At 71.5% G+C, this 23,039-nt stretch carries 22 protein-coding genes and 2 riboswitches; of the genes, 11 read left to right on the top strand and 11 right to left on the bottom strand.

Translation table 11 applies throughout. The annotated features are described in order from the left end of the window. Positions 1 to 25: 25 nt before the first annotated feature. The 4 genes from ACZ5D2_RS05075 to ACZ5D2_RS05060 are packed head-to-tail and all read right to left on the bottom strand — an operon-like array spanning position 26 to position 2,687. Positions 26 to 850 (bottom strand): energy-coupling factor ABC transporter ATP-binding protein, encoded by an 825-nt coding sequence (locus ACZ5D2_RS05075; RefSeq protein ID WP_371676571.1) that lies wholly within the window; start codon positions 848 to 850, stop codon positions 26 to 28. Then, positions 847 to 1,593: a cobalt ECF transporter T component CbiQ gene (gene cbiQ / locus ACZ5D2_RS05070; RefSeq protein ID WP_371676570.1), complete on the bottom strand. Its 747-nt coding sequence runs from the start codon at positions 1,591 to 1,593 to the stop codon at positions 847 to 849. The genes ACZ5D2_RS05075 and cbiQ overlap by 4 nt, the downstream gene beginning before the upstream one ends. Before the next feature lie 3 nt (positions 1,594 to 1,596). Beyond that, a complete protein-coding gene (locus ACZ5D2_RS05065) occupies positions 1,597 to 1,980 on the bottom strand; it encodes an energy-coupling factor ABC transporter substrate-binding protein (protein WP_371676569.1) in 384 nt (127 codons plus the stop codon). Continuing rightward, positions 1,977 to 2,687, bottom strand: coding sequence for an energy-coupling factor ABC transporter permease (locus ACZ5D2_RS05060; RefSeq protein WP_371676568.1), 711 nt, complete (start codon positions 2,685 to 2,687; stop codon positions 1,977 to 1,979). Before ACZ5D2_RS05060 ends, ACZ5D2_RS05065 begins: the two co-directional genes overlap by 4 nt. Positions 2,688 to 2,716: 29 nt before the next feature. Next, positions 2,717 to 2,934: riboswitch (cobalamin riboswitch) on the bottom strand. 119 nt (positions 2,935 to 3,053) lie between these two features. Here ACZ5D2_RS05060 and ACZ5D2_RS05055 point away from each other — a divergent pair. Further along, the gene (locus tag ACZ5D2_RS05055) at positions 3,054 to 3,776 is read left to right on the top strand and encodes a flavodoxin family protein (RefSeq protein WP_371676567.1); all 723 of its coding nucleotides are present in this window, start codon (positions 3,054 to 3,056) and stop codon (positions 3,774 to 3,776) included. Between the two features lie 31 nt (positions 3,777 to 3,807). On the opposite strand, the gene ACZ5D2_RS05050 is transcribed toward ACZ5D2_RS05055, so the two are convergent. The 7 genes from ACZ5D2_RS05050 to gcvT form a co-directional block, all read right to left on the bottom strand. Beyond that, positions 3,808 to 4,335 carry an AMIN-like domain-containing (lipo)protein gene (locus ACZ5D2_RS05050; RefSeq protein WP_371676566.1) on the bottom strand — a complete coding sequence of 176 codons (528 nt, stop codon included), beginning with the start codon at positions 4,333 to 4,335 and terminating at the stop codon, positions 3,808 to 3,810. 75 nt (positions 4,336 to 4,410) lie between these two features. Next, entirely contained in the window at positions 4,411 to 4,818 is a 408-nt protein-coding gene (locus tag ACZ5D2_RS05045) for an SsgA family sporulation/cell division regulator (protein WP_371676565.1), read from the bottom strand. A gap of 324 nt (positions 4,819 to 5,142) precedes the next feature. After that, the gene (locus tag ACZ5D2_RS05040; RefSeq protein WP_266842415.1) at positions 5,143 to 6,525 is read right to left on the bottom strand and encodes an L-serine ammonia-lyase; all 1,383 of its coding nucleotides are present in this window, start codon (positions 6,523 to 6,525) and stop codon (positions 5,143 to 5,145) included. A gap of 147 nt (positions 6,526 to 6,672) precedes the next feature. Next, positions 6,673 to 8,328 carry an APC family permease gene (locus tag ACZ5D2_RS05035; protein ID WP_468927268.1) on the bottom strand — a complete coding sequence of 552 codons (1,656 nt, stop codon included), beginning with the start codon at positions 8,326 to 8,328 and terminating at the stop codon, positions 6,673 to 6,675. 152 nt (positions 8,329 to 8,480) lie between these two features. Next, positions 8,481 to 9,737 carry a serine hydroxymethyltransferase gene (glyA, locus tag ACZ5D2_RS05030; RefSeq protein ID WP_371676563.1) on the bottom strand — a complete coding sequence of 419 codons (1,257 nt, stop codon included), beginning with the start codon at positions 9,735 to 9,737 and terminating at the stop codon, positions 8,481 to 8,483. A gap of 17 nt (positions 9,738 to 9,754) precedes the next feature. Beyond that, a complete protein-coding gene (gene gcvH / locus ACZ5D2_RS05025; RefSeq protein WP_371676562.1) occupies positions 9,755 to 10,138 on the bottom strand; it encodes a glycine cleavage system protein GcvH in 384 nt (127 codons plus the stop codon). A gap of 112 nt (positions 10,139 to 10,250) precedes the next feature. Beyond that, entirely contained in the window at positions 10,251 to 11,366 is a 1,116-nt protein-coding gene (gene gcvT / locus ACZ5D2_RS05020) for a glycine cleavage system aminomethyltransferase GcvT (protein ID WP_371676561.1), read from the bottom strand. Positions 11,367 to 11,549: 183 nt separating this feature from the next. Further along, positions 11,550 to 11,653, bottom strand: a riboswitch (glycine riboswitch). Between the two features lie 171 nt (positions 11,654 to 11,824). Here gcvT and ACZ5D2_RS05015 point away from each other — a divergent pair. The 10 genes from ACZ5D2_RS05015 (at position 11,825) to ACZ5D2_RS04970 (ending at position 22,903) form a co-directional block, all read left to right on the top strand. Beyond that, on the top strand, positions 11,825 to 12,481 hold the full coding sequence (locus ACZ5D2_RS05015; RefSeq protein ID WP_371681152.1) for an AAA family ATPase: 657 nt from the start codon (positions 11,825 to 11,827) through the stop codon (positions 12,479 to 12,481). A gap of 98 nt (positions 12,482 to 12,579) precedes the next feature. Next, entirely contained in the window at positions 12,580 to 13,314 is a 735-nt protein-coding gene (locus tag ACZ5D2_RS05010; protein WP_371676560.1) for an enhanced serine sensitivity protein SseB, read from the top strand. Positions 13,315 to 13,370: 56 nt separating this feature from the next. Continuing rightward, complete coding sequence (locus tag ACZ5D2_RS05005) at positions 13,371 to 14,111, top strand: enhanced serine sensitivity protein SseB C-terminal domain-containing protein (protein ID WP_078950522.1); 741 nt, start codon at positions 13,371 to 13,373, stop codon at positions 14,109 to 14,111. Between the two features lie 668 nt (positions 14,112 to 14,779). Further along, on the top strand, positions 14,780 to 15,772 hold the full coding sequence (locus ACZ5D2_RS05000) for an ABC transporter permease (protein ID WP_266842425.1): 993 nt from the start codon (positions 14,780 to 14,782) through the stop codon (positions 15,770 to 15,772). A gap of 41 nt (positions 15,773 to 15,813) precedes the next feature. After that, the gene (locus tag ACZ5D2_RS04995; protein WP_371676558.1) at positions 15,814 to 17,571 is read left to right on the top strand and encodes an ABC transporter substrate-binding protein; all 1,758 of its coding nucleotides are present in this window, start codon (positions 15,814 to 15,816) and stop codon (positions 17,569 to 17,571) included. Between the two features lie 185 nt (positions 17,572 to 17,756). Further along, positions 17,757 to 18,758, top strand: a complete 1,002-nt coding sequence (locus tag ACZ5D2_RS04990; protein WP_030236081.1) for an ABC transporter permease — start codon at positions 17,757 to 17,759, stop codon at positions 18,756 to 18,758. Positions 18,759 to 18,841: 83 nt separating this feature from the next. After that, complete coding sequence (locus ACZ5D2_RS04985; protein WP_371681151.1) at positions 18,842 to 19,849, top strand: ABC transporter ATP-binding protein; 1,008 nt, start codon at positions 18,842 to 18,844, stop codon at positions 19,847 to 19,849. Continuing rightward, positions 19,846 to 20,946 (top strand): ABC transporter ATP-binding protein, encoded by a 1,101-nt coding sequence (locus ACZ5D2_RS04980; RefSeq protein ID WP_468927259.1) that lies wholly within the window; start codon positions 19,846 to 19,848, stop codon positions 20,944 to 20,946. Before ACZ5D2_RS04985 ends, ACZ5D2_RS04980 begins: the two co-directional genes overlap by 4 nt. Positions 20,947 to 21,335: 389 nt before the next feature. Further along, on the top strand, positions 21,336 to 21,992 hold the full coding sequence (locus ACZ5D2_RS04975; RefSeq protein ID WP_371676556.1) for a trimeric intracellular cation channel family protein: 657 nt from the start codon (positions 21,336 to 21,338) through the stop codon (positions 21,990 to 21,992). 56 nt (positions 21,993 to 22,048) lie between these two features. Continuing rightward, entirely contained in the window at positions 22,049 to 22,903 is an 855-nt protein-coding gene (locus tag ACZ5D2_RS04970) for a thioesterase family protein (RefSeq protein ID WP_371676555.1), read from the top strand. Positions 22,904 to 23,039 lie beyond the last annotated feature (136 nt).

Below are 23,039 nucleotides of genomic sequence, written 5' to 3'. Positions count from 1 at the left end.
GAGTTTACGGTCGGGGGCGCGCCCGTCAGGGCCGGAAGCCGGTCAGCGCCTCCGGGGTGCGGGGGCCCGGAGCGTCCCCGGACAGGAGGCCCCGGGCGCGCAGGAAGGCCGTCACCGCGGGGGACCAGGCCTGGCGCAGTCCCGCCGAGGCCAGCAGCCCCGGATCCGACAGCAGCTCGGGAGCCGGTCCGGTCCGGATGCCCGACGGGGTCAGCACCGCCGCGTCGTCCGCCCAGCGGACCGCCAGGTCCACGTCGTGCGTGGCCATGACCACCGTGGTGCCGTCCGACCGCAGCCCCGCCAGCACGTCCAGGAGCCGCTCCTGACCGTCCGGGTCCAGCCCGGCCGTCGGCTCGTCCAGGATCAGCACCCGCGGCGCCATGGCCACCGCCCCCGCGATCGCCGCGCGCTTGCGCTGCCCGTACGAGAGCAGGTGGGTGGGGCGGTCCCGCAGCGCGGTGATGTCCAGGGCGGCCAGGGCGGCGTCGACCCGCGCGCGGACCTCCGGCTCCGCCAGCCCCAGGTTCATCGGGCCGAAGGACACGTCCTGTTCCACGGAGGCCGCGAACAGCTGGTCGTCCGGGTCCTGGACCACCAGCTGCACCGAGGTCCGCAGGCGGGTCAGCCCCGCCCGGTCGTACGCCACCCGCGCGCCGTCCAGGCGCAGCTCGCCGGTACCGGGCCGCAGGCCCCCGCTCAGCAGCCGCATCAGCGTGGTCTTCCCGCTGCCGTTGCGGCCGAGCAGGACCAGCGCGCGGCCCTGCTCGATCCCGAAGTCCACGCCGGACAGCACGGCCGGGCCGTCCTCGTACGCATGGCCCGCCCCGGCCAGCTCCACCACCACGGTCACAGGAACTCCTTCAGTACGAGGGTCCCCGCGACCAGGCCGGTCAGCAGGGCGGCGGTGGCCGCGAGGAACCGCCAGGACAGTGCCGCCCGCGGGACGAGCACCCGCAGCGCGCCGTCGTAGCCGCGCCCGGCCAGCCCCTCCTGGAGCCGGCCCGCGCGGTCGAAGGCCCGGACGAAGGAGGTCGCCGCGAGCCCGGCCAGGGAACGCCACACCGCGGCCCGGCCCGTCTGTCCGAGCCGGGCCGCCTGCGCCCGGCGGACCTGGGCCATCGAATCCAGCAGCAGGAAGCCGATCCGGTACATCACGAGGGCCACGTCCACCACCGGTGCGGGCACCCCCGCCCGCACCAGGCGCGGCAGCACGTCCGAGACCGGGGTGGTGAAGGCGAACAGGAGCACGCCGAGCGAGGCCGCCGAGGTGCGCAGCAGCAGCTCCCCGGCGTGCCGGGGCCCGTCCGGCGCCAGGGAGACGAAACCGGCGGGTCCGCCCAGCGACACCAGCAGCGGCAGCGCCCCGGTCACGCAGAAGCCGAGCGGCACCCGGAAGGCCCGCCACAGCTGCCGCCCCGCCACCCCCGCCGGGCCGAGCAGCACGGCCAGGGTCGCCGCGGCGACCAGCGGCCCGCCGGGCCAGGGCGGCAGGGACACGGCGGTGACGGTCAGGCCGAGTCCCAGCAGGGCCTTCTCCAGGGGGTGGCGGCGGCGCCAGCGGCTGGAGTGCGCCGCCACGTCGATCGGCAGCACCGCCTACGACTCCGCGACGGTCGTGGCGCCGGGCCCGGCGGCGGACCCGGCGGCGGACCCGGCCGGGTCCGCGGAGGCCGCGGCCGCCTGGGCGAGGCCCTGCCGGCGACCCTTGCGCACGCCGAAGTAGTACGCCAGCACGCCCGCGCCGAGCGCCGCCTGGAGGGCGAACAGCGCCGACTCGATCTCCCCGGACGGGGGTTCGTACAGCGGCGAGAACCAGGGTTGGTAGTCGGGCTTCAGCTCGGTGATGGCCGACTCCGCCTGTGCGTCGGCGCCCGTGAACGGCTCCTCCTCGCCGTCGCCGAGCCCCAGTGCGAGCGGGAGCACGGCCAGCGCGGCCACCAGGAGCAGCAGCAGGGTGTTGATCTTCGCGTTGCGGGTCATCGGACCGTCGCCTCCTTCTGCGCGCCGGCCGCGCCGGCCGCGCCGGTCAGCTTCGCGACCCCGAGCCGGACCAGGTCCGACTTGCTGGACTGCATCAGCAGGCGCATCACGAGCACCGTCAGCAGCCCCTCGCTCACCGCGAGCGGGATCTGCGTCAGGGCGAAGATCCCCGCGAACTTCTCCAGCGCGCCCCAGAAGCCGCTGCCCGGGTCCGGGAAGGCCAGCGCCAGCTGGACGGAGGTCACGCAGTAGGTGACGAGGTCGGCGAAGAAGGCGCCCAGGAAGACGGTCACCATCAGCGGCGCACCGGACTTCCGCAGCAGCCGGTAGACGGCGTAGCCGGCCCAGGGCCCGGCGATGGCCATCGAGAAGACGTTGGCGCCGAGGGTGGTGAGCCCGCCGTGCGCCAGCAGCAGGGCCTGGAACAGCAGGGTGATCGTACCGAGCACCGCCATGACGGGCGGCCGGAAGAGGATGGCGCCGAGCCCGGTACCGGTCGGGTGGGAGCAGCTGCCCGTCACCGAGGGGATCTTGAGCGCGGACAGGACGAAGGTGAACGCCCCCGAGGCCCCGAGCAGCAGGGTGCTCTCCGGATGGGCCTTCACCTCGCGGGTGAGGGCGCGGACTCCGTGGACGACGAACGGGGCGGACGCGGCGCCCCAGGCGACCGCGTGCAAGGGGGGCAGGAACCCCTCGGCTATATGCATGAGTAGAGAGACCTCTCCAGCACCTCGTGGATGGACGACGCGCCCCGGCCGGTCTCCTGGCTCACGGGTACTGATGCCCTGACTCCGCCTTCCCGGGGCCGTGCGGTCTCCCGCGCGGGCCCAGTGGCTTCCCGCAGGAGTAGAGCCGGACTTCCCGATCACAGTGGCGAGGGCCGCACCGGTTTTCCACCGGTTTCCCGAACACCAAGGCCAGCTGACCCTAGTCGCCAGGACGGACCGGTAACAACCCGCCCCAATTCGGCCGTTCGGGTGGCCGGATCCGGCGTGAGCGCCACCCGGCGCGACGCGGCCCGGACGGACGCGGTCCGCTGGCGGCCCCCGCCGACCCGGGGAAGGGTGGGGCGCATGGCTTCCGACACCCAGGGCTTCGACTACTCGGACCTCTCCGCCGTCTTCGTCAACTGCACCCTCAAGCGCTCGCCCGAGACCAGCAACACCGAGGGGCTGATCGCGAAGAGCCGTGCCGTCATGGAGGCGGCCGGCGCACGGACCTCACTGGTGCGGGCCGTCGACCACGACATCGCGACCGGGGTCTGGCCCGACATGACCGAACACGGCTGGGAGAGCGACCAGTGGCCGGTCCTCTACAGCCAGGTCATGGACGCCGACATCCTCGTGCTCTGCGGCCCGATCTGGCTCGGCGACAACAGCTCCGTCATGAAGCAGGTCATCGAGCGGCTCTACGCCTGCTCCTCCCTGCTCAACGACCGCGGCCAGTACGCCTACTACGGGCGGGTCGGCGGAGCGCTGATCACCGGCAACGAGGACGGGGTCAAACACTGCGCCATGAACATCCTCTACAGCCTCCAGCACCTGGGCTACGCCATCCCGCCCCAGGCCGACGCCGGCTGGATCGGCGAGGCCGGCCCCGGACCCTCCTACCTGGACCCCGGATCCGGCGGACCCGACAACGACTTCACCAACCGCAACACGGCCTTCATGTCCTGGAACCTCATGCACCTGGCGGCCCTCCTCAAGCGCGCGGGCGGCATCCCCGCGCACGGCAACCAGCGCTCCCTGTGGGACGCGGGCTGCCGCTTCGACTTCCCGAACCCGGAACACCGCTAGCGGTGCGGCGTCCCGGGCCGGGCCGCCGGTTTCAGCAGGTGTTCGGGTGCGCGACGTCCACCACGTACCGCTCGGGCGAGTGGAGGACCGTGGTGGTGAAGGCGGGCTTGGTGTCGAAGGCGGCGCCGAAGGTCACGTACCCCTCGTAGTCGCCGGTCAGGGCGAGGCCCTTGAGCTTGCTGAGGTAGATCTTCTGGAGCTTGGGCCCCTGGTAGACGTTCTGCCCCGCGTCGTCGTGACCGGCGGCGGGGTGCAGGCGGATCTCCAGGAAGTACTTCCCGGCCAGCGGGACGGGCTTGCCGGACCCGTCGTAGACCAGCTGGGAGACGGGCGTGACGGTGACCGGGGGCACGGAGCCCTGGAGGTCGATGACGATCCGGTCGTACGTGCAGTGACCGCCCCAGCGGGCGTTGACGACGAGCGGGGTCGGGGTGCGTACGGACGGAGCGGCGGACGCGGCGGCCGAGGCCGGTGCGGCGAGCGCGAGCCCGGCGGTGAGCAGGGCACCCGTGGCCAGGGCCACGGCCCGGCGGCGGCGCGGGCGGTTCAGGTGACGCATGACGTCCCCCCGATTCTCGTGAGACGGGGACTGGCTGTCACCGGGTAAGACACCCGTGCGGTGCCCGCGGTTCCCTCAGTACGCGAGGAGGGCGCTCAGCTCCGCGTCCAGGTCGTAGTGGCGCCGTTCCTCCCCCCGCGGGACCAGCTCGGTGAGCCGTCGGCACAGCTCGCGCACGTCCTTGGCGCGGGCGGAGACCACACAGCTCTGCGCGCCGTTGCTGAAGGCGAGGAACACGCGCGGCTCGGTGCCCCGCCGCATCGGCCACACCTGTATGTCGCCCTCGCCGGTGGCGCAGGTCTGCCCGTCGAGCAGCAGCTCGCGCGAGAACACCCAGCGGGCGAGGTGGGTCCCGGCGCCGCGGAAGTCGACGGCCAGCTCGTACGGCCGGTCCGTGCGGTAGACGAAGGCGCCGACCAGGGGGACGGACAGCGGCGCGGCTTCCAGCCGGAGCGGCAGGACGCGGTGTTCGGTGGTGGCCATGCTGGCTCTGCCTCTCTTCGCGCGGGTGGCGTTCCGTTCACGGACCCCCTCCGGGAACGCTAGTCGACGCCGGCGGTGCTCCCCGGGGCCGAAGGTCCCGAGCCGGACGGGCCGCAGGGCCTGATTCCGGGACCCCCCGGGGCCGCCGCCGAGGCCGGAGCGAAGGGGTCGCACCGCTCAAAGGCCCCTGAACCCAGTGCGGTTGACGCCATTCCTGCCGTGTTCATGACTACCTCCTCGCCGGTGGGGCCGATCGTAGCGGGACGCGCACGAGCCCGCCCTCCGGGGGAGGGCGGGCTCGACGGGTTCAGGAAGCCGCTCCGGTCAGCACTCGATGACGTTGACCGCGAGGCCGCCGCGCGCGGTCTCCTTGTACTTGACCTTCATGTCGGCGCCGGTCTCCTTCATGGTCTTGATGACCTTGTCGAGGGAGACCTTGTGGCTGCCGTCGCCGCGCATCGCCATCTTGGCGGCGGTGACGGCCTTCACCGCGGCCATGCCGTTGCGCTCGATGCAGGGGATCTGGACGAGGCCGCCGACCGGGTCGCAGGTCAGGCCCAGGTTGTGCTCCATGCCGATCTCGGCCGCGTTCTCGACCTGCTCCGGGGTGCCGCCCAGGACCTCGGCGAGGGCGCCGGCCGCCATCGAGCAGGCCGAGCCGACCTCGCCCTGGCAGCCGACCTCGGCGCCGGAGATGGAGGCGTTCTCCTTGAAGAGCATGCCGATCGCGCCCGCGGCGAGGAGGAAGCGGACCACGCCGTCCTCGTCGGCGCCGGGCACGAAGTTCATGTAGTAGTGCAGGACCGCCGGCAGGACGCCCGCGGCGCCGTTCGTGGGCGCGGTGACGACCCGGCCGCCCGCCGCGTTCTCCTCGTTGACCGCCATCGCGTAGATCGTCGTCCACTCGCTGCGGTGCATCATCGGGTCGCCCTCGGTGCGCAGCTGGCGCGCCGTGGAGGCGGCGCGGCGCTTGACGCGCAGTCCGCCGGGCAGGATGCCCTCGCGGGACATGCCGCGCGAGACGCAGGCCTGCATGACGCGCCAGATCTCCAGGAGCCCCTCGCGGATCTCCTCCTCGGTGCGCCAGGCCTTCTCGTTCTCCAGCATCAGGGAGGAGATCGACAGGCCCGTCTCGTTGGCGAGCCGCAGCATCTCGTCACCCGAGCGGAAGGGGTACTTCAGCACTGTGTCGTCGAGCTTGATCCGGTCCTCGCCGACCGCGTCCTCGTCCACGACGAAGCCGCCGCCGACCGAGTAGTACGTCTTCTCCAGCAGGGGCGCGCCGGACTCGTCGTAGGCGAAGAGGGTCATGCCGTTCGCGTGGTACGGCAGCGAGCGGCGGCGGTGCAGGATCAGCTGGTTCGGCTCGTCGAAGGCGATCTCGTGCCCGTCGCCTATCTCGGCGCCCAGCAGCCGCAGCCGGCCGCTCTGGCGGATGCGCTCCACCTCGGCGTCGGCGCTCTCGACGTCCACGGTGCGGGGGGAGTGCCCTTCCAGGCCGAGCAGGACCGCCTTGGGGGTGCCGTGGCCGTGGCCGGTCGCGCCGAGGGAGCCGAAGAGCTCCGCGCGCACGGACGCGGTCTGGGCGAGGACGCCGTCCTTCTTCAGCCGCGTCGCGAACATGCGCGCCGCGCGCATCGGGCCGACCGTGTGGGAGGAGGACGGGCCGATACCGATGGAGAAGAGGTCGAAGACGGAGATGGCCACTGGCGGACTCCCTTGTCTGCTCGTGGGTGGGGAGGGGGGCAGGAGAGGTGGATCTGGGGGGTGGATCAGAGGGGTGGATCCGCGGATTTTGTCCGGCAGTCGAGCGTATCGCGTGGAGATGAACGGTTCGGCTCCCGGACGGGTCCGTCAGACGTGAGACAGCTCGCGCTCCGGTGTCGTGGAGCCCCCGGCGGGGCCTCCGGTGCGGTCCGGCAGCGGGTCCGGGCCGATCAGGCCCGCCTGGTGGGCCCGGACACCCGCCCGGACCGCCCAGAAGTACGTGACGAGCGCCATGGCGGCCACCAGGGCGACGTCGACGCCGCCGCGCAGGACGCCGCGGCCGCCGAAGTCGGTGGAGCCGAGGTGGGACAGGAGGGACAGTGCGCCCAGGAAGAAGACGATCCACCAGGCCGGGGCGAACTGGCGCAGGAGGTCCCGTTCGCCCTTGCGGTACAGGACCAGGGCGGCGATCGGGGCGGCCAGCAGGGTCAGGGCGGTGACGATGCCGGTGTTGGGCCACTGCGACCAGTAGAGGGCGCAGGCGGCGAAGACGAAGGTCAGCGGGCACAGGACCTTCGCGGCGGGGAGCCGGAAGGGGCGGGGCAGGCCGGGCCGGGTGCGGCGCAGGACGCCGACCGCCACCGGCCCGATCAGGTACGAGATCACCATCGCGGCCGAGATGACCGGGGCCAGGGTCTTCCAGCTGTGGCCGACGGTCACCAGCAGGAGGACGGAGAAGCCCAGGTTCGTCCACATCGCCGGGCGGGCGGTGCCGTAGACCGGGTGGGTCTCCTTGAGCCGCTTGGGGAAGAAGCCCGTCTCGGAGAGGTTCTGCACCATGTACGCGGCGGAGGCCACGTTGGCGATGTTGGAGCCGGCGGGGGAGATGAAGGCGCCGAACTGGAGCATCACCACCACCCAGTGGATCATCAGCAGCTTGGCGAGCTCGGCGAAGGGGCTGTTGAAGTTCACGCCCGACCAGCCGCCGGCCTGTGCCAGGTGCTCCGGCGGTACGGATCCCAGGAAGGCCGTCTGCAGCGCGAGGTAGATCACCAGGCCCAGGGAGAGCGCTCCGACCAGGGCGATCGGGATGGCCCGCCCGGGGTTCCGGGCGGCCCCGCCGAGGTTGACCACGGCCTGGAAGCCGTTGAAGGCGAAGACGACGCCCGAGGTGGTGACGGCGGTCAGGACGGCCGTCCAGCCGTTCGGGGCGAAGCCGCCGTGGGCGCTGAAGTTCTCGGTGTGGAAGCCCGAGGCGACCAGGGCGATCACGGCGAGGACCGGGATGGCGAACTTGACCAGGGTCAGCCCGGAGTTGATCTTCGCGAGGAGCTGGACCGACCAGTAGCAGGACAGCCACAGCAGCACGGTCAGCGCGAGCGCCACCGCCATGCCGAAGGCGGTCAGCTCGTGGGACCCGGCGTCCACCAGGTCCCCGGCCCAGCCGAAGCTCCACGAGGACATGTACTGCGTCGCGGCGATCGACTCGATGGGGATCAGCGAGGCGACCGCGATCCACACCGCCCAGCCCGTGATGAAGCCGAGCACCGGGCCGTGCGACAGGGCGCCGTAGCGGGCCATGCCGCCCGGGATCGGGTAGGCCGCGCCCACCTCGGCGTAGGTCATGGCGATCATGCCGATGAAGACCGCGCCGATGACCCAGGCGACGAGTGCCGCCGGGCCCGCGACCTGGGCGGCCGTGCCGGCGCCGAAGAGCCAGCCGGAGCCGAAGATCGAGCCGACGCCGATCATGATCAGCGCGAAGAGGCTGAGCCCCTTCCGGTTCGCCGCGCTCATGTCCATGGAGGGTGTCCGTCCTGAGGGAGATGCCTTTATTGCGACCCTATTTGCCGATTTTTGAATGTTTCAGAGCCGATAGGTGGCATCCACCAGGGACTTAGGTCACGAAAGGGGCCCGACCCCGTGGAAACGCGGCCGGGCCCCACCGCGGCTGGTTAGAGCGACGGGTACAGCGGGAACTTCGCGGCGAGCGCGGAGACGCGCGCCTTGAGGTCCTCGGCGTCGTATGAGGGCTTCAGCGCCTGCGCGATGATCTCGGCGACCTCGGTGAAGGCCTCGGCGTCGAAACCGCGGGTGGCCAGCGCCGGCGTGCCGATCCGCAGACCCGAGGTGACCATCGGGGGCCGCGGGTCGTTCGGGATCGCGTTCCGGTTGACCGTGATGCCGACCTCGTGGAGGCGGTCCTCGGCCTGCTGTCCGTCCAGCTCGGAGTTGCGCAGGTCGACCAGGACCAGGTGCACGTCGGTGCCGCCGGTGAGGACGTCCACGCCCACGGCCTTGACGTCGTCCTGGACCAGGCGGGCGGCGAGGATCTTCGCGCCCTCCAGGGTGCGCTCCTGGCGCTCCTTGAACTCGGGCGAGGCCGCGACCTTGAAGGAGACCGCCTTGGCCGCGATCACGTGCTCCAGCGGGCCGCCCTGCTGGCCCGGGAAGACCGCGGAGTTGATCTTCTTGGCCAGCTCCTGCGTCGACAGGATGACACCGCCGCGCGGACCGCCGAGGGTCTTGTGCGTGGTGGTGGTGACGACGTGGGCGTGCGGCACCGGGTTCGGGTGCAGACCCGCGGCGACCAGGCCGGCGAAGTGCGCCATGTCGACCATCAGGTACGCGCCGACCTCGTCCGCGATGCGGCGGAAGGCGGCGAAGTCCAGCTGGCGCGGGTACGCGGACCAGCCGGCGACGATCAGCTGCGGCTTGGACTCCTTGGCGAGGCGCTCGACCTCGGCCATGTCGACCTGGCCGGTCTCGTCGACGTGGTACGGGACCACGTTGTAGAGCTTGCCGGAGAAGTTGATCTTCATGCCGTGGGTCAGGTGACCGCCGTGGGCCAGGTTCAGGCCCATGATCGTGTCGCCCGGCTTCAGCAGCGCGAACATCGCGGCGGCGTTGGCCTGCGCACCGGAGTGCGGCTGGACGTTCGCGGCCTCGGCGCCGAACAGCGCCTTGATGCGGTCGATCGCGATCTGCTCGACCACGTCGACGTGCTCGCAGCCGCCGTAGTAGCGGCGGCCGGGGTAGCCCTCGGCGTACTTGTTGGTCAGGACCGAGCCCTGCGCCTCCATGACGGCGACCGGAGCGAAGTTCTCCGACGCGATCATTTCCAGGGTCGACTGCTGGCGCACGAGCTCCGCGTCGACGGCGGCGGCGACGTCCGGGTCGAGCTCGTGGAGAGGGGTGTTCAGAACGGACATCAGGATCCCCTGGGGTGTCAGTTGTCGGAGTGGGTGAGCGCGGCGTACTCGTCGGCGGAGAGCACGTCCTTCGGCTCCTCCGAGAGGCGCACCTTGAACAGCCAGCCACCCTCGAACGGAGCGGTGTTCACCAGGGCCGGGTCGTCCACGACGTCCTGGTTGAACTCGACGATCTCACCGGAGACGGGGGAGTACAGGTCGCTGACCGACTTGGTCGACTCCAGCTCGCCACAGGTCTCGCCCTCGGTCACGGTGTCGCCGACCGCGGGGAGCTGGGCGTAGACGACGTCACCGAGCGCGTTGGCCGCGAACTCCGTGATGCCGACCGTCGCGACGCCGTCCACGGCGTCCGACAGCCACTCGTGCTCCTTGGTGTAACGCAGCTGCTGGGGGTTGCTCATGACCTGATTCTCCTGGATGCGGGGGAGTGGATGTGAACAGTGGTCTCGCGGACCGAGACGGGCGCCGGGGCGCCGGAACACCGCCGTACGGCCGGCCGTACGGCGGTGCTGACTACTTCTGCCGCTTGTAGAACGGCAGAGCCACGACCTCGTACGCCTCATGCGTACCGCGAATGTCCACGCCTACGCCGGAGGTGCCGGGCGCGGCGTGCGCCGCGTCGACGTAGGCCATCGCGATCGGCTTGCCCAGCGTCGGGGACGGGGCGCCGGAGGTGACCTCGCCGACGACCTGTCCGTCGGCGACGACCGGGAATCCGGCGCGCGGGACGCGGCGGCCCTCGGCGATCAGGCCGACCAGCTTGCGCGGCGGGTTGGTGGCGGCGCGCTCGGCGGCGGCCTCCAGCGCGGCGCGGCCGACGAAGTCACCCTCCTTCTCGAACTTCACGACCCGGCCCAGCCCCGCGTCGAAGGGGGTGAGGGAGGTGGTCAGCTCGTGCCCGTACAGCGGCATGCCCGCCTCCAGGCGCAGCGTGTCGCGGCAGGACAGCCCGGCCGGCACCAGGCCGACGCCCTCGCCCGCCTCGGTCAGCGCCTGCCACAGCTCCACGGCGTGCTCCGGGGAGACGAACAGCTCGAAGCCGTCCTCGCCCGTGTAGCCCGTACGCGCGATCAGCGCGGGCACGCCCGCGACGGTGCCCGGCAGGCCCGCGTAGTACTTCAGGCCGTCCAGGTCGGCGTCGGTCAGCGACTTGAGGATGCCGGGGGACTCCGGACCCTGGACGGCGATCAGCGCGTAGGCGTCGCGGTCGTCGCGGACCTCGGCGTCGAAGCCGGCGGCGCGCTCGGTGAGGGCGTCCAGGACGACCTGGGCGTTGGAGGCGTTGGCGACGACCATGAACTCGGTCTCGCCCAGGCGGTAGACGATCAGGTCGTCCAGGATGCCGCCGTCCTCCTGGCAGATGTGCGTGTAGCGGGCGCGGCCGACGCCGACGGTGGAGATGTTGCCCACCAGCGCGTAGTCCAGGACCTTGACGGCCTCGGGGCCGGTCAGCGTGATCTCGCCCATGTGGGACAGGTCGAACAGGCCGGCCTTGGTGCGCACGGCGTTGTGCTCGTCGCGCTCACTCGCGTAGCGCAGCGGCATGTCCCAGCCCGCGAAGTCGGTCATGGTCGCACCGAGCGAGCGGTGCAGCGCGTCGAGCGCGGTCAGGCGGGGGGCAGTGCTCATGGGTGTGGCTCCCGGGTCCCAGGGCATGACATGACGAGGACGATCCTCCCCATCTGTCATCGGAACCTGAGAGGTTCGCCGAGAGTTCCCGCGACACGGCGGGACGCCCTGGCTTGCACCTTGGGTGGAGCGCGCGGCGGCCGTCGGGGGACGGACACGTCGTCGCTCGCTTTTCAGATCTGCCTCATCCACGCGGTACGGGGCCTGAGAGATTCAAGGGAGGTACTTGCTCCTTCGGCGCCCGGGCACGGCCTCACGGCGTGCCGGGACTCTCCCGCGCGGATTCAAGCGGCCGGTATGCAGTTGGTGTCCAGATGGCGCACATCATTGCACGGGACGCTCGGGAGCGGGCAGTGGGGCCCTGGAAGAAGGGACGGACCGGAACCGAGGCCACCGGATTACCGTCTCTTTACACTCAGTGGGCACGGGGTCCAGGCGACCCGATTCGGGGGGAGACGATCACTGTGCGGAGATTCGGAGTGCTGGCGGCGACGGGAGCGGTGGACGGGGTCCCGGCCCGGCGCAGTACCCGGCCGCGGCCGGCCGGCCGGGTCCGCGACCTGCGCGGCGCGGTGGTGGCCGGGCCGCGGCGGCTCGGATTCCCCGCCGGGGACATCGTGGTGGTGTCCGGCCTGCCCGGCGGCGGCAAGAGCACCCTGATCAAGCGGGCCGCCGAGGACGGCGGCATCGACTCCCAGGACGTCCGCGAACGCTGGGAGCGCCGGATGCCGGGGGCGCTGCCGTACGCCGCGTACCGGCCGCTGGTACGGGCCGCGCACTACTGGGGGCTGTGGCGGCGGCTGCGCACTGGGGACTCCGTCGTGGTCCACGACTGCGGCACCCAGATGTGGGTACGGGGGATGCTCGCCGCCGCCGCCCGGCGGCGGGGCCGGGCGCTGCACCTGCTCCTGCTGGACACCACGGCCGAGGAGGCCCGCTCCGGGCAGGCGGCGCGGGGGCGCCGGGTCTCGGCGTACGCCTTCGCGCGGCACCGGGGTGCGGTGGGGCGGCTGCTGCGGGACGCCGAGGCCGGGCGCCTGCCGGCGGGATGCGACTCCGCGGTCATCCTGGACCGCCGCGCGGCGGCGGCGGTGACGCGGATCTCGTTCTTCTGAGGGCGGTGAGCGGGGGGTGGGGACGCGCGAAGGGCGGTCGGGGTGGGGCGGTAGCCTCGGGGCGACATCGGGGCGGAACCGTACGGAGGCAGGGGTACATGCAGGGCAGCGGCTGGCCGGCGAACGAGTTGGAACAGGTCCTCGGGGCGGCGCTCGGCCGGCCGGACGCCGGACCGCAGATCCTGGATGCCCTCGGCCGCAGCCGGCTCTGGGTGCCCCTGCCCCACGGCGGCAGTCCCGACCACGCAGCCCTCGACCTCCCGACGATGCTGATCGGCGGGGAGGCGTACGTCCCCGTCTACAGCTCGGAGGCCCAGTTCCGTCACGGCGCCGGCCCCGCCATGGACTTCGCGATCGCCCCCGCCGTCGAGTTCGCCCGCGGCCTGCCCCCGCAGCTCGGCATCGCCGTGAACCCCGAGGGCGCCGTCGGGGTGCCGCTGCCCCCCGCCGCCGTCGCCCAGCTGTGCCGCGCCGGCCGGACCCCGCTCGACGGACCCGCCACCGGCGGCCGCGTCCGGCTCTTCGAGCCCGACTGGCAGGAGGACCCCGTCGACTTCCTGGCCGCCGCGGCCGAGGAGTTCCGCGCCACGGGCGTGGTCACCGCCGCGCACCGCTGCCTCGCCAGCGTCGAGGCCGGCCCCCCGCAGCTCTACATCGGCGTCCAGCTGGTGGGATGGGATCCCGGGACGCGGAACGCCCCGCTGGAGGCCCTCGGCCGCGCCCTGGCCCGCGTACCCGCGCCCTGGCCCGTGCAGTTGATCCTCCTGGAGGCGGCCGAGGACCCGGTCACGGACTGGATTCGTGAGCGCGTACGCCCCTTCTACCTTCCCTAGCGCCGCTTAAGCTGGTTGGTACGGGTGGACGACGGGCGGACGAAGAGGGGTACCGGGTGAGTGCGTCAGGCACGGCCGCGGCCGGGCAGGTCGAGCACATGCTGCGCCAGGTGACTCCCGGGCGCTATGAGAGTTATGAGTCATTCCTGCACGCCCTCGCCGAGGGCAGGCTGTGGATGCTGCTGTGGCAGGGGCAACCGGGCTCACCGGACGCCCAGTACGGCGGAATGGAGGTCGAGGGCCTCGGGTACGCGCCCTGCGTGACCTCGCCGCAGGAACTGGCCGCCAGCGGCTGGAACCGCGGCTACGAGGTCGTCACCGGCCGGGACATCGCCCGCGCCCTCTACCCCGACCGCTGGGGGCTGTGGGTCAACCCGCACGCCCCGGGCGGCGGCCTCGGCGTGCCGTGGGCCGACCTGCGCCGCGTCGCCACCGGCCTGGACCGCATGCCCGCGGGCCCGCTGCGGCTCTCCGAGCCCGCCCTGGAGCTCCCGCAGTTCTACGGGCTGCTGACCCAGCACGCGCACCGCACGCCGGCCGTCAGGTCGCTGCGCCGCGCGTGGGTCCAGCCCGCGCTCGGGACGGCCTACCTCGCGGTGGGGCTCGACCTGTACGACGCCTCCGCGCCCGCGCTGGAGTCCGTGCGCGAGATGATGCGCCAGTCGGTCGGGGCGGTCCCCGAGGGCGTGCCGGTGTGCACGGTCGCGCTGGCGGACGAGCACGACCCGGTGGCGATGTGGCTGCGGGCGCAGACCAGGCCGTTCTACGACCGCGAGGGCCAGGCCGCGGCGTACTGAGCCACGCGGAAAACCACTTGACCGGGTCCCCCGACCCGGATCGGGGCCCCGTGCCGACCCGTCTACAGGGAGTCGCGCGGGTGTGCCCGGGCCCTGAGACGGGCACCTTCGACGGACCTTCGGCCGCCGGGAACCACGGTTCCCGGCGGCTTTTTCCTTGTCCGGATATCACCCCTGTTGGGCGCCCAATTGGCGCACTCCTCCTGCGTGTTGGGCGTGATGTCCGTTTGCGTACCGAACGGACGGTCTTGCTCCGCTGAGCCGTGAGCGGAGTCCGGATAACGGGAACCGGGGCGTCAGATCACGGTTGCGCATCCATTCATCTGCGGGTCTGGCGGCTGGTCGAGCGCCCGATGAAGACTCCCCACCCAAGAGCCGGTCAGTCCTCCAGGGCGCGGCTCGGCACGTGGACTCGGCTTGTTGTTTCACACGGCACTTCCCGCACCTCCCGCACTTCTCGCACCTCGGCTGCACCGCACCTCGCTCCGCACAGCAATTCGCACAGCAGTTCACATCACCCGCAGTCCGCAGTCCGCAGTTCGCACCTCCCACCGCACTTCGCACGCGTTCCACGTGTCCCGAGCACTCCGAGCGCCACTCCGCACCAACGCCGCCACAGCGGCGGGCATGGGCCGGCCACCCGTCGGCCGAGAGGGGTCCCCACCACGATGACGGCACCACTGCACGACACGAGCGCGGAAACGCCCGCACCCGTGTCCGTAGCCGACGTCCCTGCCAAGGCCATCGAAGGCCGCTCGCCCGGCCGCATCGCCTGGATGCGGCTCAAGCGCGACAAGGTCGCGCTGACCGGCGGCGTGGTCGTGATCCTCCTGATCCTGGTGGCGGTCTTCGCGCCGCTGATCGTGGGCCTGCTGGGCCACGATCCCAACGAGTTCCACGAGGACATGATCGACCCGGACCTGGGCACGCCGCTCGGCTCCTTCGGCGGCATCAGCTCCGACTTCCTGCTGGGCGTCGAACCGACCAACGGTCGCGACGTGTTCAGCCGGATCGTCTACGGCGCCCGCATCTCCCTGGTCGTCGCCTTCCTGGCGGCCTTCGTCTCGGTCGTCCTGGGCAGCCTGCTCGGTGCCCTGGCCGGCTTCCTGGGCGGCTGGGTCGACGCCGTCATCAGCCGCGTGATGGACCTGCTGCTGGCCTTCCCGCAGCTGCTGTTCACCATCGCCCTGGTCTCCGTGGTCCCCAACTCCCTCTGGGGGTTCGAGGGTTCGGGCGTCCGGATGGGCGTGCTGATCGTCGTCATCGGCTTCTTCGGCTGGCCGTACATCGGCCGCATCGTCCGGGGCCAGACGATCTCCCTGCGTGAACGCGAGTACGTCGAGGCCGCACGCAGCCTCGGCGCGGGCCGCGGCTACATCCTGATCAAGGAGCTGCTGCCCAACCTGATCGCGCCGATCCTCGTCTACTCGACGCTGATCATTCCGACCAACATCCTGACGGAAGCGGCACTCAGCTTCCTGGGCGCCGGCGTCAAGCCGCCCACGGCCTCGTGGGGAAAGATGCTCTCCGACGCCGTCCCCATCTACCAGGACGACCCCATGTACATGGTGGTCCCGGGTATCACGATCTTCATCACCGTCCTGGCGTTCAACCTCTTCGGGGACGGGCTGCGTGACGCACTCGACCCCAAGGGCAGCTGAACCGCTTCTTCGATTCACCCACCTATGGAGGTTGGACAACCGTGATCCGCAGAAAGCAGGCACTCGCGATCACCGCCGTGATCGCCGCCCTGTCGCTGACCGCCGCGTGCGGTGGCAACGACAAGAAGGCCGACAGCGATGACAAGGGCGACAAGGGCTACAGCGGTGCCACCGCCGCCGTGGTCAACGCCTCCGACGCCAAGGGCGGCGAGCTGAAGCTCTGGTCCCCGCAGGACGTCGACTTCCTCGACCCGGCGCGCGCCTACTACGGCTTCGTGTGGAACCTGCAGCGCCTCTACATCCGCCAGCTGTACGCGTACGACAGCAAGCCCGGCGCGGCCGGCACCAAGCTGGTCCCGGACCTCGCCGCGGGCGAGCCCGTCCTGAGCAACGACGGCAAGACGTACACCGTCAAGATCAAGGACGGCGTGAAGTTCGACGACGGTTCCCCGATCACCGCGAAGGACTTCAAGTACGGCATCGAGCGCGTCTTCGCGCAGGACGTGCTGTCCGGCGGTCCGACGTACCTGATCGACCTGCTCGACCAGGGCCAGAAGTACCCGGGTCCCTACAAGGACACCGACCCGAACAAGATGGGCCTGAAGTCCGTCGAGACGCCGGACGACCACACGATCGTCTTCAACCTGGCGAGCGCCAACTCCGACTTCAAGTACCTGCTGGCCATGCCGTCCTCCTCGCCGGTCCCGGCGGGCAAGGACGAGGGCGCCTCTTACACCAACAAGCCGGTCTCCACCGGTCCTTACAAGGTGGAGTCCTTCGCCTCCGGCAAGGGCGCGACCTTCGTCCGCAACGAGAACTGGGACCCGGCCACCGACACGATCCGCAAGGGTCTGCCGGACAAGGTCACCTTCACGGTCACCACCAACCCGGACGACATGGACCAGCGCCTGCTCTCCGGCGACATCGACCTCGCCGTCGACGGCACCGGTGTCCAGCAGGCCGCGAAGAACAAGATCCTCAAGGACTCGAACCTCAAGAAGAACGCGGACAACCCCTACACGGGCTACATCCGTTACTTCGCCTTCCCGCAGACGGTCGCGCCGTTCGACAACATCGAGTGCCGCAAGGCCGTCATCTACGCGGCCGACCCGAAGTCGCTGCAGAACGCCCGCGGTGGCCCGACCAGCGGTGACCTCGGCGCGAACATGCTGCCGCCCGGCATCCCCGGCTCGGACAAGAAGTACGACCCGTTCAACCTGACGGGCGGCAAGCCGCAGACGGACAAGGCCAAGGCCGCGCTCAAGGCCTGTGGCAAGCCCGACGGCTTCGAGACCACCATCGCGGTCCGCAACAACCGCGCCCCCGAGGTCAAGAGCGCCGAGTCCCTCCAGGCCGCGCTCGCCAAGATCGGCGTCAAGGCGACGATCGACCAGTACGACGGCAAGCTCTCCTCCTCCACGATCGGTTCGCCCGAGAACGTGAAGAAGAAGAACTACGGCATCATCGTCATGGGCTGGGGCGCCGACTACAACTCCGGCTCGGGCTTCCTGCAGCCGCTGGTCGACGGATCGTTCATCCTGCCGAACGGCAACAACAACTACACCGAGGTCAACGACCCGGAGATCAACGGCCTGTTCAAGACCGCCGCTGCCGCCGCCACCCCCGAGGCCGCCGCCCCGTTCTACGGCCAGATCAACCAGAAGGTCATGGAGAAGGCGCTCTACCTGCCGATCAACTTCGACAAGGCGCTGATCTACCACAACCCGCGTCTGACCAACGTCTACTTCAACGACTCGATGGGCCGCATCGACCTCGCGGTCCTGGGCGTCGGCAAGTAGTCGGACGGGCAGTCCGGCAAGCAGTACCGGCCCGCGAGGGCCCGTAAGACAGCAGCAACTACGCAAGTACGCAAGTAAGTGCCTTCACCGCACGTGCGCTAGTCCGAAGGGCAGGTGAAGGCCGCAGGCGGCGGCTGCCGTCCCCACGAGGGACGGCGGCCGCCCGCCCCGGGCGGCCGACTGCAGTGCTCGTCTACCTCATACGGCGGCTTTTCAACGTCGCCGCCACGCTGCTGGTGGTCTCCGCGGTCACCTTCGGCATCTTCTTCGCGGTCCCCAAGCTGACCGGCAGCGACCCCGCGCTCATGTACGCCGGCCGCGAGACCAGCGAGACCGCCCTGCAGGGCATCCGGGTCAAGATGGGCTTCGACAAGCCGATCTCCGAGCAGTACTGGGTGTTCCTCAAGGGGATCTTCGTCGGCCGCGACTACGACGCGGGGACCGAGGTCACGCACTGCGCCGCGCCGTGCTTCGGCTACTCCTTCAAGAGCGAGGCCCCCGTCTGGCAGACCATGCTCGACCGCATGCCGGTCACCCTCTCGCTCGCCCTCGGCGCGGCGGTCATCTGGGTGCTGGCCGGTGTGGCGACCGGAGTGGTCTCGGCGCTCAAACGCCGGACCGCCATCGACCGCACCGTCATGGTCGGCGCCCTCGCCGGCGTCTCCCTGCCGATCTTCTTCACCGGCATGGTGGCCCCGGCGGTCTTCGTCTACAGCCTCGGCTGGCTCGACGTCTCCAACTACAAACCCCTGACCGAGGATCCGCTGGCCTGGCTCAACAGCATGATCCTGCCCTGGGTCACCCTGGCCTTCCTCTTCGCCGCCACCTACGCCCGCATCACCCGGGCGACGATGCTGGAAGTCCTCGGCGAGGACTACATCCGCACGGCGCGCGCCAAGGGACTCAAGGAGGGCGTGGTCATCCGCAAGCACGCCCTGCGCTCCACCCTCACCCCGATCGTCACGATGTTCGGCCTCGACCTCGGCGGACTCCTCGGCGGCGCGGTGCTCACCGAGACGACCTTCAACTTCCAGGGTCTGGGGACGGCGGCCGTCGCCGCCATCGGCCAGGGCGACCTCCCCGTGATCATGGGAGTCACCCTGCTCGCCGCGTTGTTCGTGGTGATGGCCAACCTGATCGTGGACCTGCTGTACGCCGTCATCGACCCGCGCGTGAGGCTGACGTGACCAAGACCGTTTCCGACGAGCCCGCCTTCGTCCCGGAGCAGGGCGGACCGCGCGACGCGGCCCCCTTCCTCTCCGTACGCGACCTGCGCGTGCACTTCCCGACCGACGACGGCCTGGTGAAGTCCGTCGACGGACTCTCCTTCGACCTGGAGCGCGGCAAGACCCTCGGCATCGTGGGCGAGTCCGGCTCCGGGAAGTCGGTGACCTCGCTGGCCATCATGGGCCTGCACCGCACCGGCAACGCCCGCAGCCGCCCCCACATCTCGGGCGAGGTCGTGCTCGACGGCGAGGACCTGGTCGCCGCCGACGCCGACCGGGTGCGCCGCCTGCGCGGCCGCAAGATGGCGATGGTCTTCCAGGACCCGCTGTCCGCGATGCACCCGTACTACACGGTCGGCAAGCAGATCGTCGAGGCCTACCGGACCCACCACGACGTCGACAAGAAGAAGGCCCGCACCCGCGCCGTCGAGATGCTCGACCGCGTCGGCATCCCGGAGCCCCACCGGCGCGTGGACGCGTACCCGCACGAGTTCTCCGGCGGTATGCGCCAGCGCGCGATGATCGCGATGGCGCTGGTCAACAACCCCGAGCTGCTCATCGCGGACGAGCCGACCACCGCCCTGGACGTCACCGTCCAGGCGCAGATCCTCGACCTGATCCGCGACCTCCAGAAGGAGTTCGGCTCCGCGGTCATCATGATCACGCACGATCTCGGCGTGGTCGCCGAGATGGCCGACGAGATCCTCGTGATGTACGGCGGCCGGTGCGTCGAGCGCGGCACCGCCGAGAAGGTCTTCTACGGCCCCCGGCACCCCTACACCTGGGGCCTGCTCGGCTCCATGCCGCGCATCGACCGCGACCAGACCGAGCGCCTGATCCCGGTCAAGGGCTCGCCGCCCAGCCTCATCAACATCCCGAGCGGCTGCGCCTTCAACCCCCGGTGCCCCTACGCCGACGTGCCCAAGGGCGGCATCACCCGTACCCAGCGCCCCGAGCTGACCGAGGACGACAGCCGGCACTGGTCCGCCTGCCACATGTCGCAGGAGGAGCGGACCCGGATCTGGACCGAAGAGATTGCGCCGAAGCTGTGACCGAGAAGCCTGAAAGCCCCGAGGCGCCCGAGGCGCCCGAAACGAACACCGCGGACGCGCTCCTGAAGGTGACCGGGCTGGTCAAGCACTTCCCCATCAACAAGGGGCTGCTGCGCCGGCAGGCCGGGGCCGTCAAGGCCGTGGACGGCATCGACTTCGAGGTCCGGCGGGGTGAGACCCTCGGCATCGTCGGCGAGTCCGGCTGCGGCAAGTCCACCATGGGGCGTCTGATCACCCGGCTGCTCGAACCGACCGACGGCCGGATCGAGTTCGAGGGCAAGGACATCACGCACCTGGGCGTGGCGGGCATGCGCCCGCTGCGCCGCGACGTGCAGATGATCTTTCAGGACCCGTACGGCTCGCTGAACCCGCGGCACACGGTCGGCACGATCGTCAGCGCTCCCTTCCGGCTCCAGAAGGTCACCCCCGAGGGCGGCCTGAAGGCGGAGGTCCAGCGGCTGCTGTCGCTGGTCGGCCTGAACCCCGAGCACTTCAACCGCTACCCGCACGAGTTCTCGGGCGGCCAGCGCCAGCGGATCGGCATCGCCCGCGCCCTGGCCCTCAAGCCGAAGCTCGTCGTCGCGGACGAGCCGGTCTCCGCGCTGGACGTGTCGATCCAGGCCCAGGTGGTGAACCTGCTGGACGACCTCCAGGAGGAGCTCGGCCTGACCTACGTGATCATCGCGCACGACCTGTCGGTCATCCGGCACGTCTCGGACCGCATCGCGGTGATGTACCTCGGCAAGATCGTGGAGCTGGCCGACCGGAAGTCGCTGTACGAGGCCCCGATGCACCCGTACACGACGGCGCTGATGTCCGCGGTGCCGGTTCCGGACCCGCGGCGGCGCGGGGCGAAGAGCGGGCGCATCCTGCTCAAGGGCGACGTGCCCTCGCCGATCTCCCCGCCGGCCGGCTGCCGCTTCCACACGCGGTGCTGGAAGGCGACGGAGATGTGCACCAAGGTGGACCCGCCGCTGGTCGCCCTGAAGACCGGGCACCAGGTGGCGTGCCACCACCCGGAGAACGCCCCCGACCAGGCGCCGGGCGACCCGGCCCTGCCGGGCGCGACCGAGGCGGTGGCGGCGGCCTCCGAGTAGCCCCTGCCCTGGCCGGGCGGTGACCCGGGCAGGACGGTCGTGGGGGCGGCGGGTCCGGAGTAGCGGACGGACCCACCACCCCCGGGCGGGACCCCGGGTCACACCCGGGGCCCCGCCGATCCCTTCCGGTGGGCACCCGGCGGAAACCGGCCCCACCGGCGTTCCGGGGCCGGAGCCCCGGGCGCACCGGCCCGCACGGACGCATCCCCACGGCCCGCGCCACCGTCCCCGCCGCACCGTGCGACCGGCGGAGCCGCCCGCGCGCACCCGGCCCGGCCAGCCGGGGGCATGTGGGGGGAGGGACCCCCCCGCGGCCCGCCCGTGCCGACCGGCGGAGCCGCCCGTGCCGACCGGCGGAGCCACCGCTCGCGGCGGGCGACAATGGCGGGGTGCTCCACGATCTCTTCCCGCCCGACGTCCAGCACGCCCTGGACCTCGCGGGCATCTTCGTCTTCGCCCTGGCGGGCGCCCTGCTCGCCGTCCGCAAGAACTTCGACGTTTTCGGCATCGCCGTCCTCGCCCTCGTCACCGCCCTCGGCGGAGGCCTCTTCCGCGACCTCGTCATCGGCGCCGTGCCGCCCGCCGCCTTCGGCGAGCTCAGCTTCTTCGTCACGCCCCTGATCGCCTCCGCGATCGTCTTCTTCCTGCACCCCGAGGTGCAGCGGATCAACCGGGCCATCAACGTCTGCGACGCCGCCGGCCTCGCCCTCTTCTGCGTCACCGGCACGACCAAGGCCTACGAGTACGGCCTGGGCCTGACCGCGTCCGCCGCGCTCGGCCTGGCCACGGCCGTCGGCGGCGGCGTGCTGCGCGACGTCCTCGTCAACGAGGTGCCCTCGCTGCTGCGCGACCGCGAGATGTACGCCGTTCCGGCCATGGTCGGGGCCTCGATGGTGGCCGTCTTCATCGGTCTGGAGGTGCTCAACGCCCTGACGACCGGCGTCGCCATCATCACCACCTTCGTCCTGCGGCTGCTCGCGATGCGCTACCACTGGCGGGCCCCGCTGGCGTGGAACCGCCGCTCCGGTGTGGCCGAAGAGCCCTAGGTCCCACCCGACAAAGAAAGCTACCGCTTAGTAGCTTGCAGGTGTACCTTCGAGCCATGTCACACACAGCCGCCCAGGCCACCATCGGCGACAGCGAGTTCGACCGCGACACCACCATCGCCCCGCGCGCGGGCGAGCCCGGGGTGTACGACGCGGAACTCTCCGCCGGTTGGACGATCATCACCGCCGTCAACGGCGGCTACCTGCTGGCCCTGGTGGGCCGGGCCCTGTCCGCGGCGCTGCCGCACCCGGACCCCTTCACCGTCTCGGCCCACTACCTGACCTCCTCGGTGCCCGGCCCCGCCGTGATCCGCACCCAGGTCGTCCGGGCCGGCCGGAACCTCTCCACGGGCCAGGCCTCCCTCTTCCAGTTCGACGAGAACGGCGCCGAGGTCGAGCGCATCCGCGTGCTCGCCTCCTACGGTGACCTCGACGCCCTCCCCGACGCCGTGCACACGGTGGCGCGGCCGCCCGTCATCCCGCCCTACGAGGACTGCCTCGGCGCCGAGGCGGGCCCGGCGCCGATCCCCGGCAGCTCCGCCATCGTGGACCGGCTCCGGCTGCGCCTGGACCCGGCGACCGCCGGCTGGGCGGTCGGCGCACCGTCCGGGAAGGGCGAGATGCGGGCCTGGTTCGAGCTGGCCGACGGCCGCGACGCCGACCCGCTGTCGCTGCTGCTCGCGGTGGACGCGCTCCCGCCGACCGCCTTCGACCTCGGCCTGCTGGGCTGGGCCCCGACCGTCGAGCTGACCACCCACATCCGCTGCCGCCCGGCCCCCGGTCCGCTGCGGGTGGGCATCGTCACCCGCAACCTGGCCGGCGGCTTCCTGGAGGAGGACGCCGAGGTCTGGGACTCCGCCGACCGCCTGGTGGCCCAGTCCCGCCAGCTGGCCCGCGCCCCGCGCCCGTAGCCCCGGCGCGACCCGCGGCGGGGGGGGGGGGGGGGGGGAGGGGGGGGGGGGGGGGGGGGAAGGGGGGGGGGGGGGGGGGGAGGAGGGGGGGGGGGGGGGGGCCGGGGCCGCGTATCCCGCGATGACGAGAGCGAAA

Source organism: Streptomyces sp. NPDC031479 (assembly GCF_055581065.1).
This window is presented reverse-complemented; position numbering and strand designations above follow the sequence as displayed.

What these genes read in the sequence shown, in the direction of transcription:
- ACZ5D2_RS05065 (WP_371676569.1), bottom strand. Translation starts at nt 1,980, where the DNA reads ATGACCCGCAACGCGAAGATCAACACCCTGCTGCTGCTCCTGGTGGCC.
- ACZ5D2_RS05060 (WP_371676568.1), bottom strand. Translation starts at nt 2,687, where the DNA reads ATGCATATAGCCGAGGGGTTCCTGCCCCCCTTGCACGCGGTCGCCTGG.
- ACZ5D2_RS05055 (WP_371676567.1), top strand. Translation starts at nt 3,054, where the DNA reads ATGGCTTCCGACACCCAGGGCTTCGACTACTCGGACCTCTCCGCCGTC.
- ACZ5D2_RS05050 (WP_371676566.1), bottom strand. Translation starts at nt 4,335, where the DNA reads ATGCGTCACCTGAACCGCCCGCGCCGCCGCCGGGCCGTGGCCCTGGCC.
- ACZ5D2_RS05045 (WP_371676565.1), bottom strand. Translation starts at nt 4,818, where the DNA reads ATGGCCACCACCGAACACCGCGTCCTGCCGCTCCGGCTGGAAGCCGCG.
- ACZ5D2_RS05035 (WP_468927268.1), bottom strand. Translation starts at nt 8,328, where the DNA reads ATGGACATGAGCGCGGCGAACCGGAAGGGGCTCAGCCTCTTCGCGCTG.
- glyA (WP_371676563.1), bottom strand. Translation starts at nt 9,737, where the DNA reads ATGTCCGTTCTGAACACCCCTCTCCACGAGCTCGACCCGGACGTCGCC.
- gcvH (WP_371676562.1), bottom strand. Translation starts at nt 10,138, where the DNA reads ATGAGCAACCCCCAGCAGCTGCGTTACACCAAGGAGCACGAGTGGCTG.
- gcvT (WP_371676561.1), bottom strand. Translation starts at nt 11,366, where the DNA reads ATGAGCACTGCCCCCCGCCTGACCGCGCTCGACGCGCTGCACCGCTCG.
- ACZ5D2_RS05010 (WP_371676560.1), top strand. Translation starts at nt 12,580, where the DNA reads ATGCAGGGCAGCGGCTGGCCGGCGAACGAGTTGGAACAGGTCCTCGGG.
- ACZ5D2_RS05000 (WP_266842425.1), top strand. Translation starts at nt 14,780, where the DNA reads ATGACGGCACCACTGCACGACACGAGCGCGGAAACGCCCGCACCCGTG.
- ACZ5D2_RS04970 (WP_371676555.1), top strand. Translation starts at nt 22,049, where the DNA reads ATGTCACACACAGCCGCCCAGGCCACCATCGGCGACAGCGAGTTCGAC.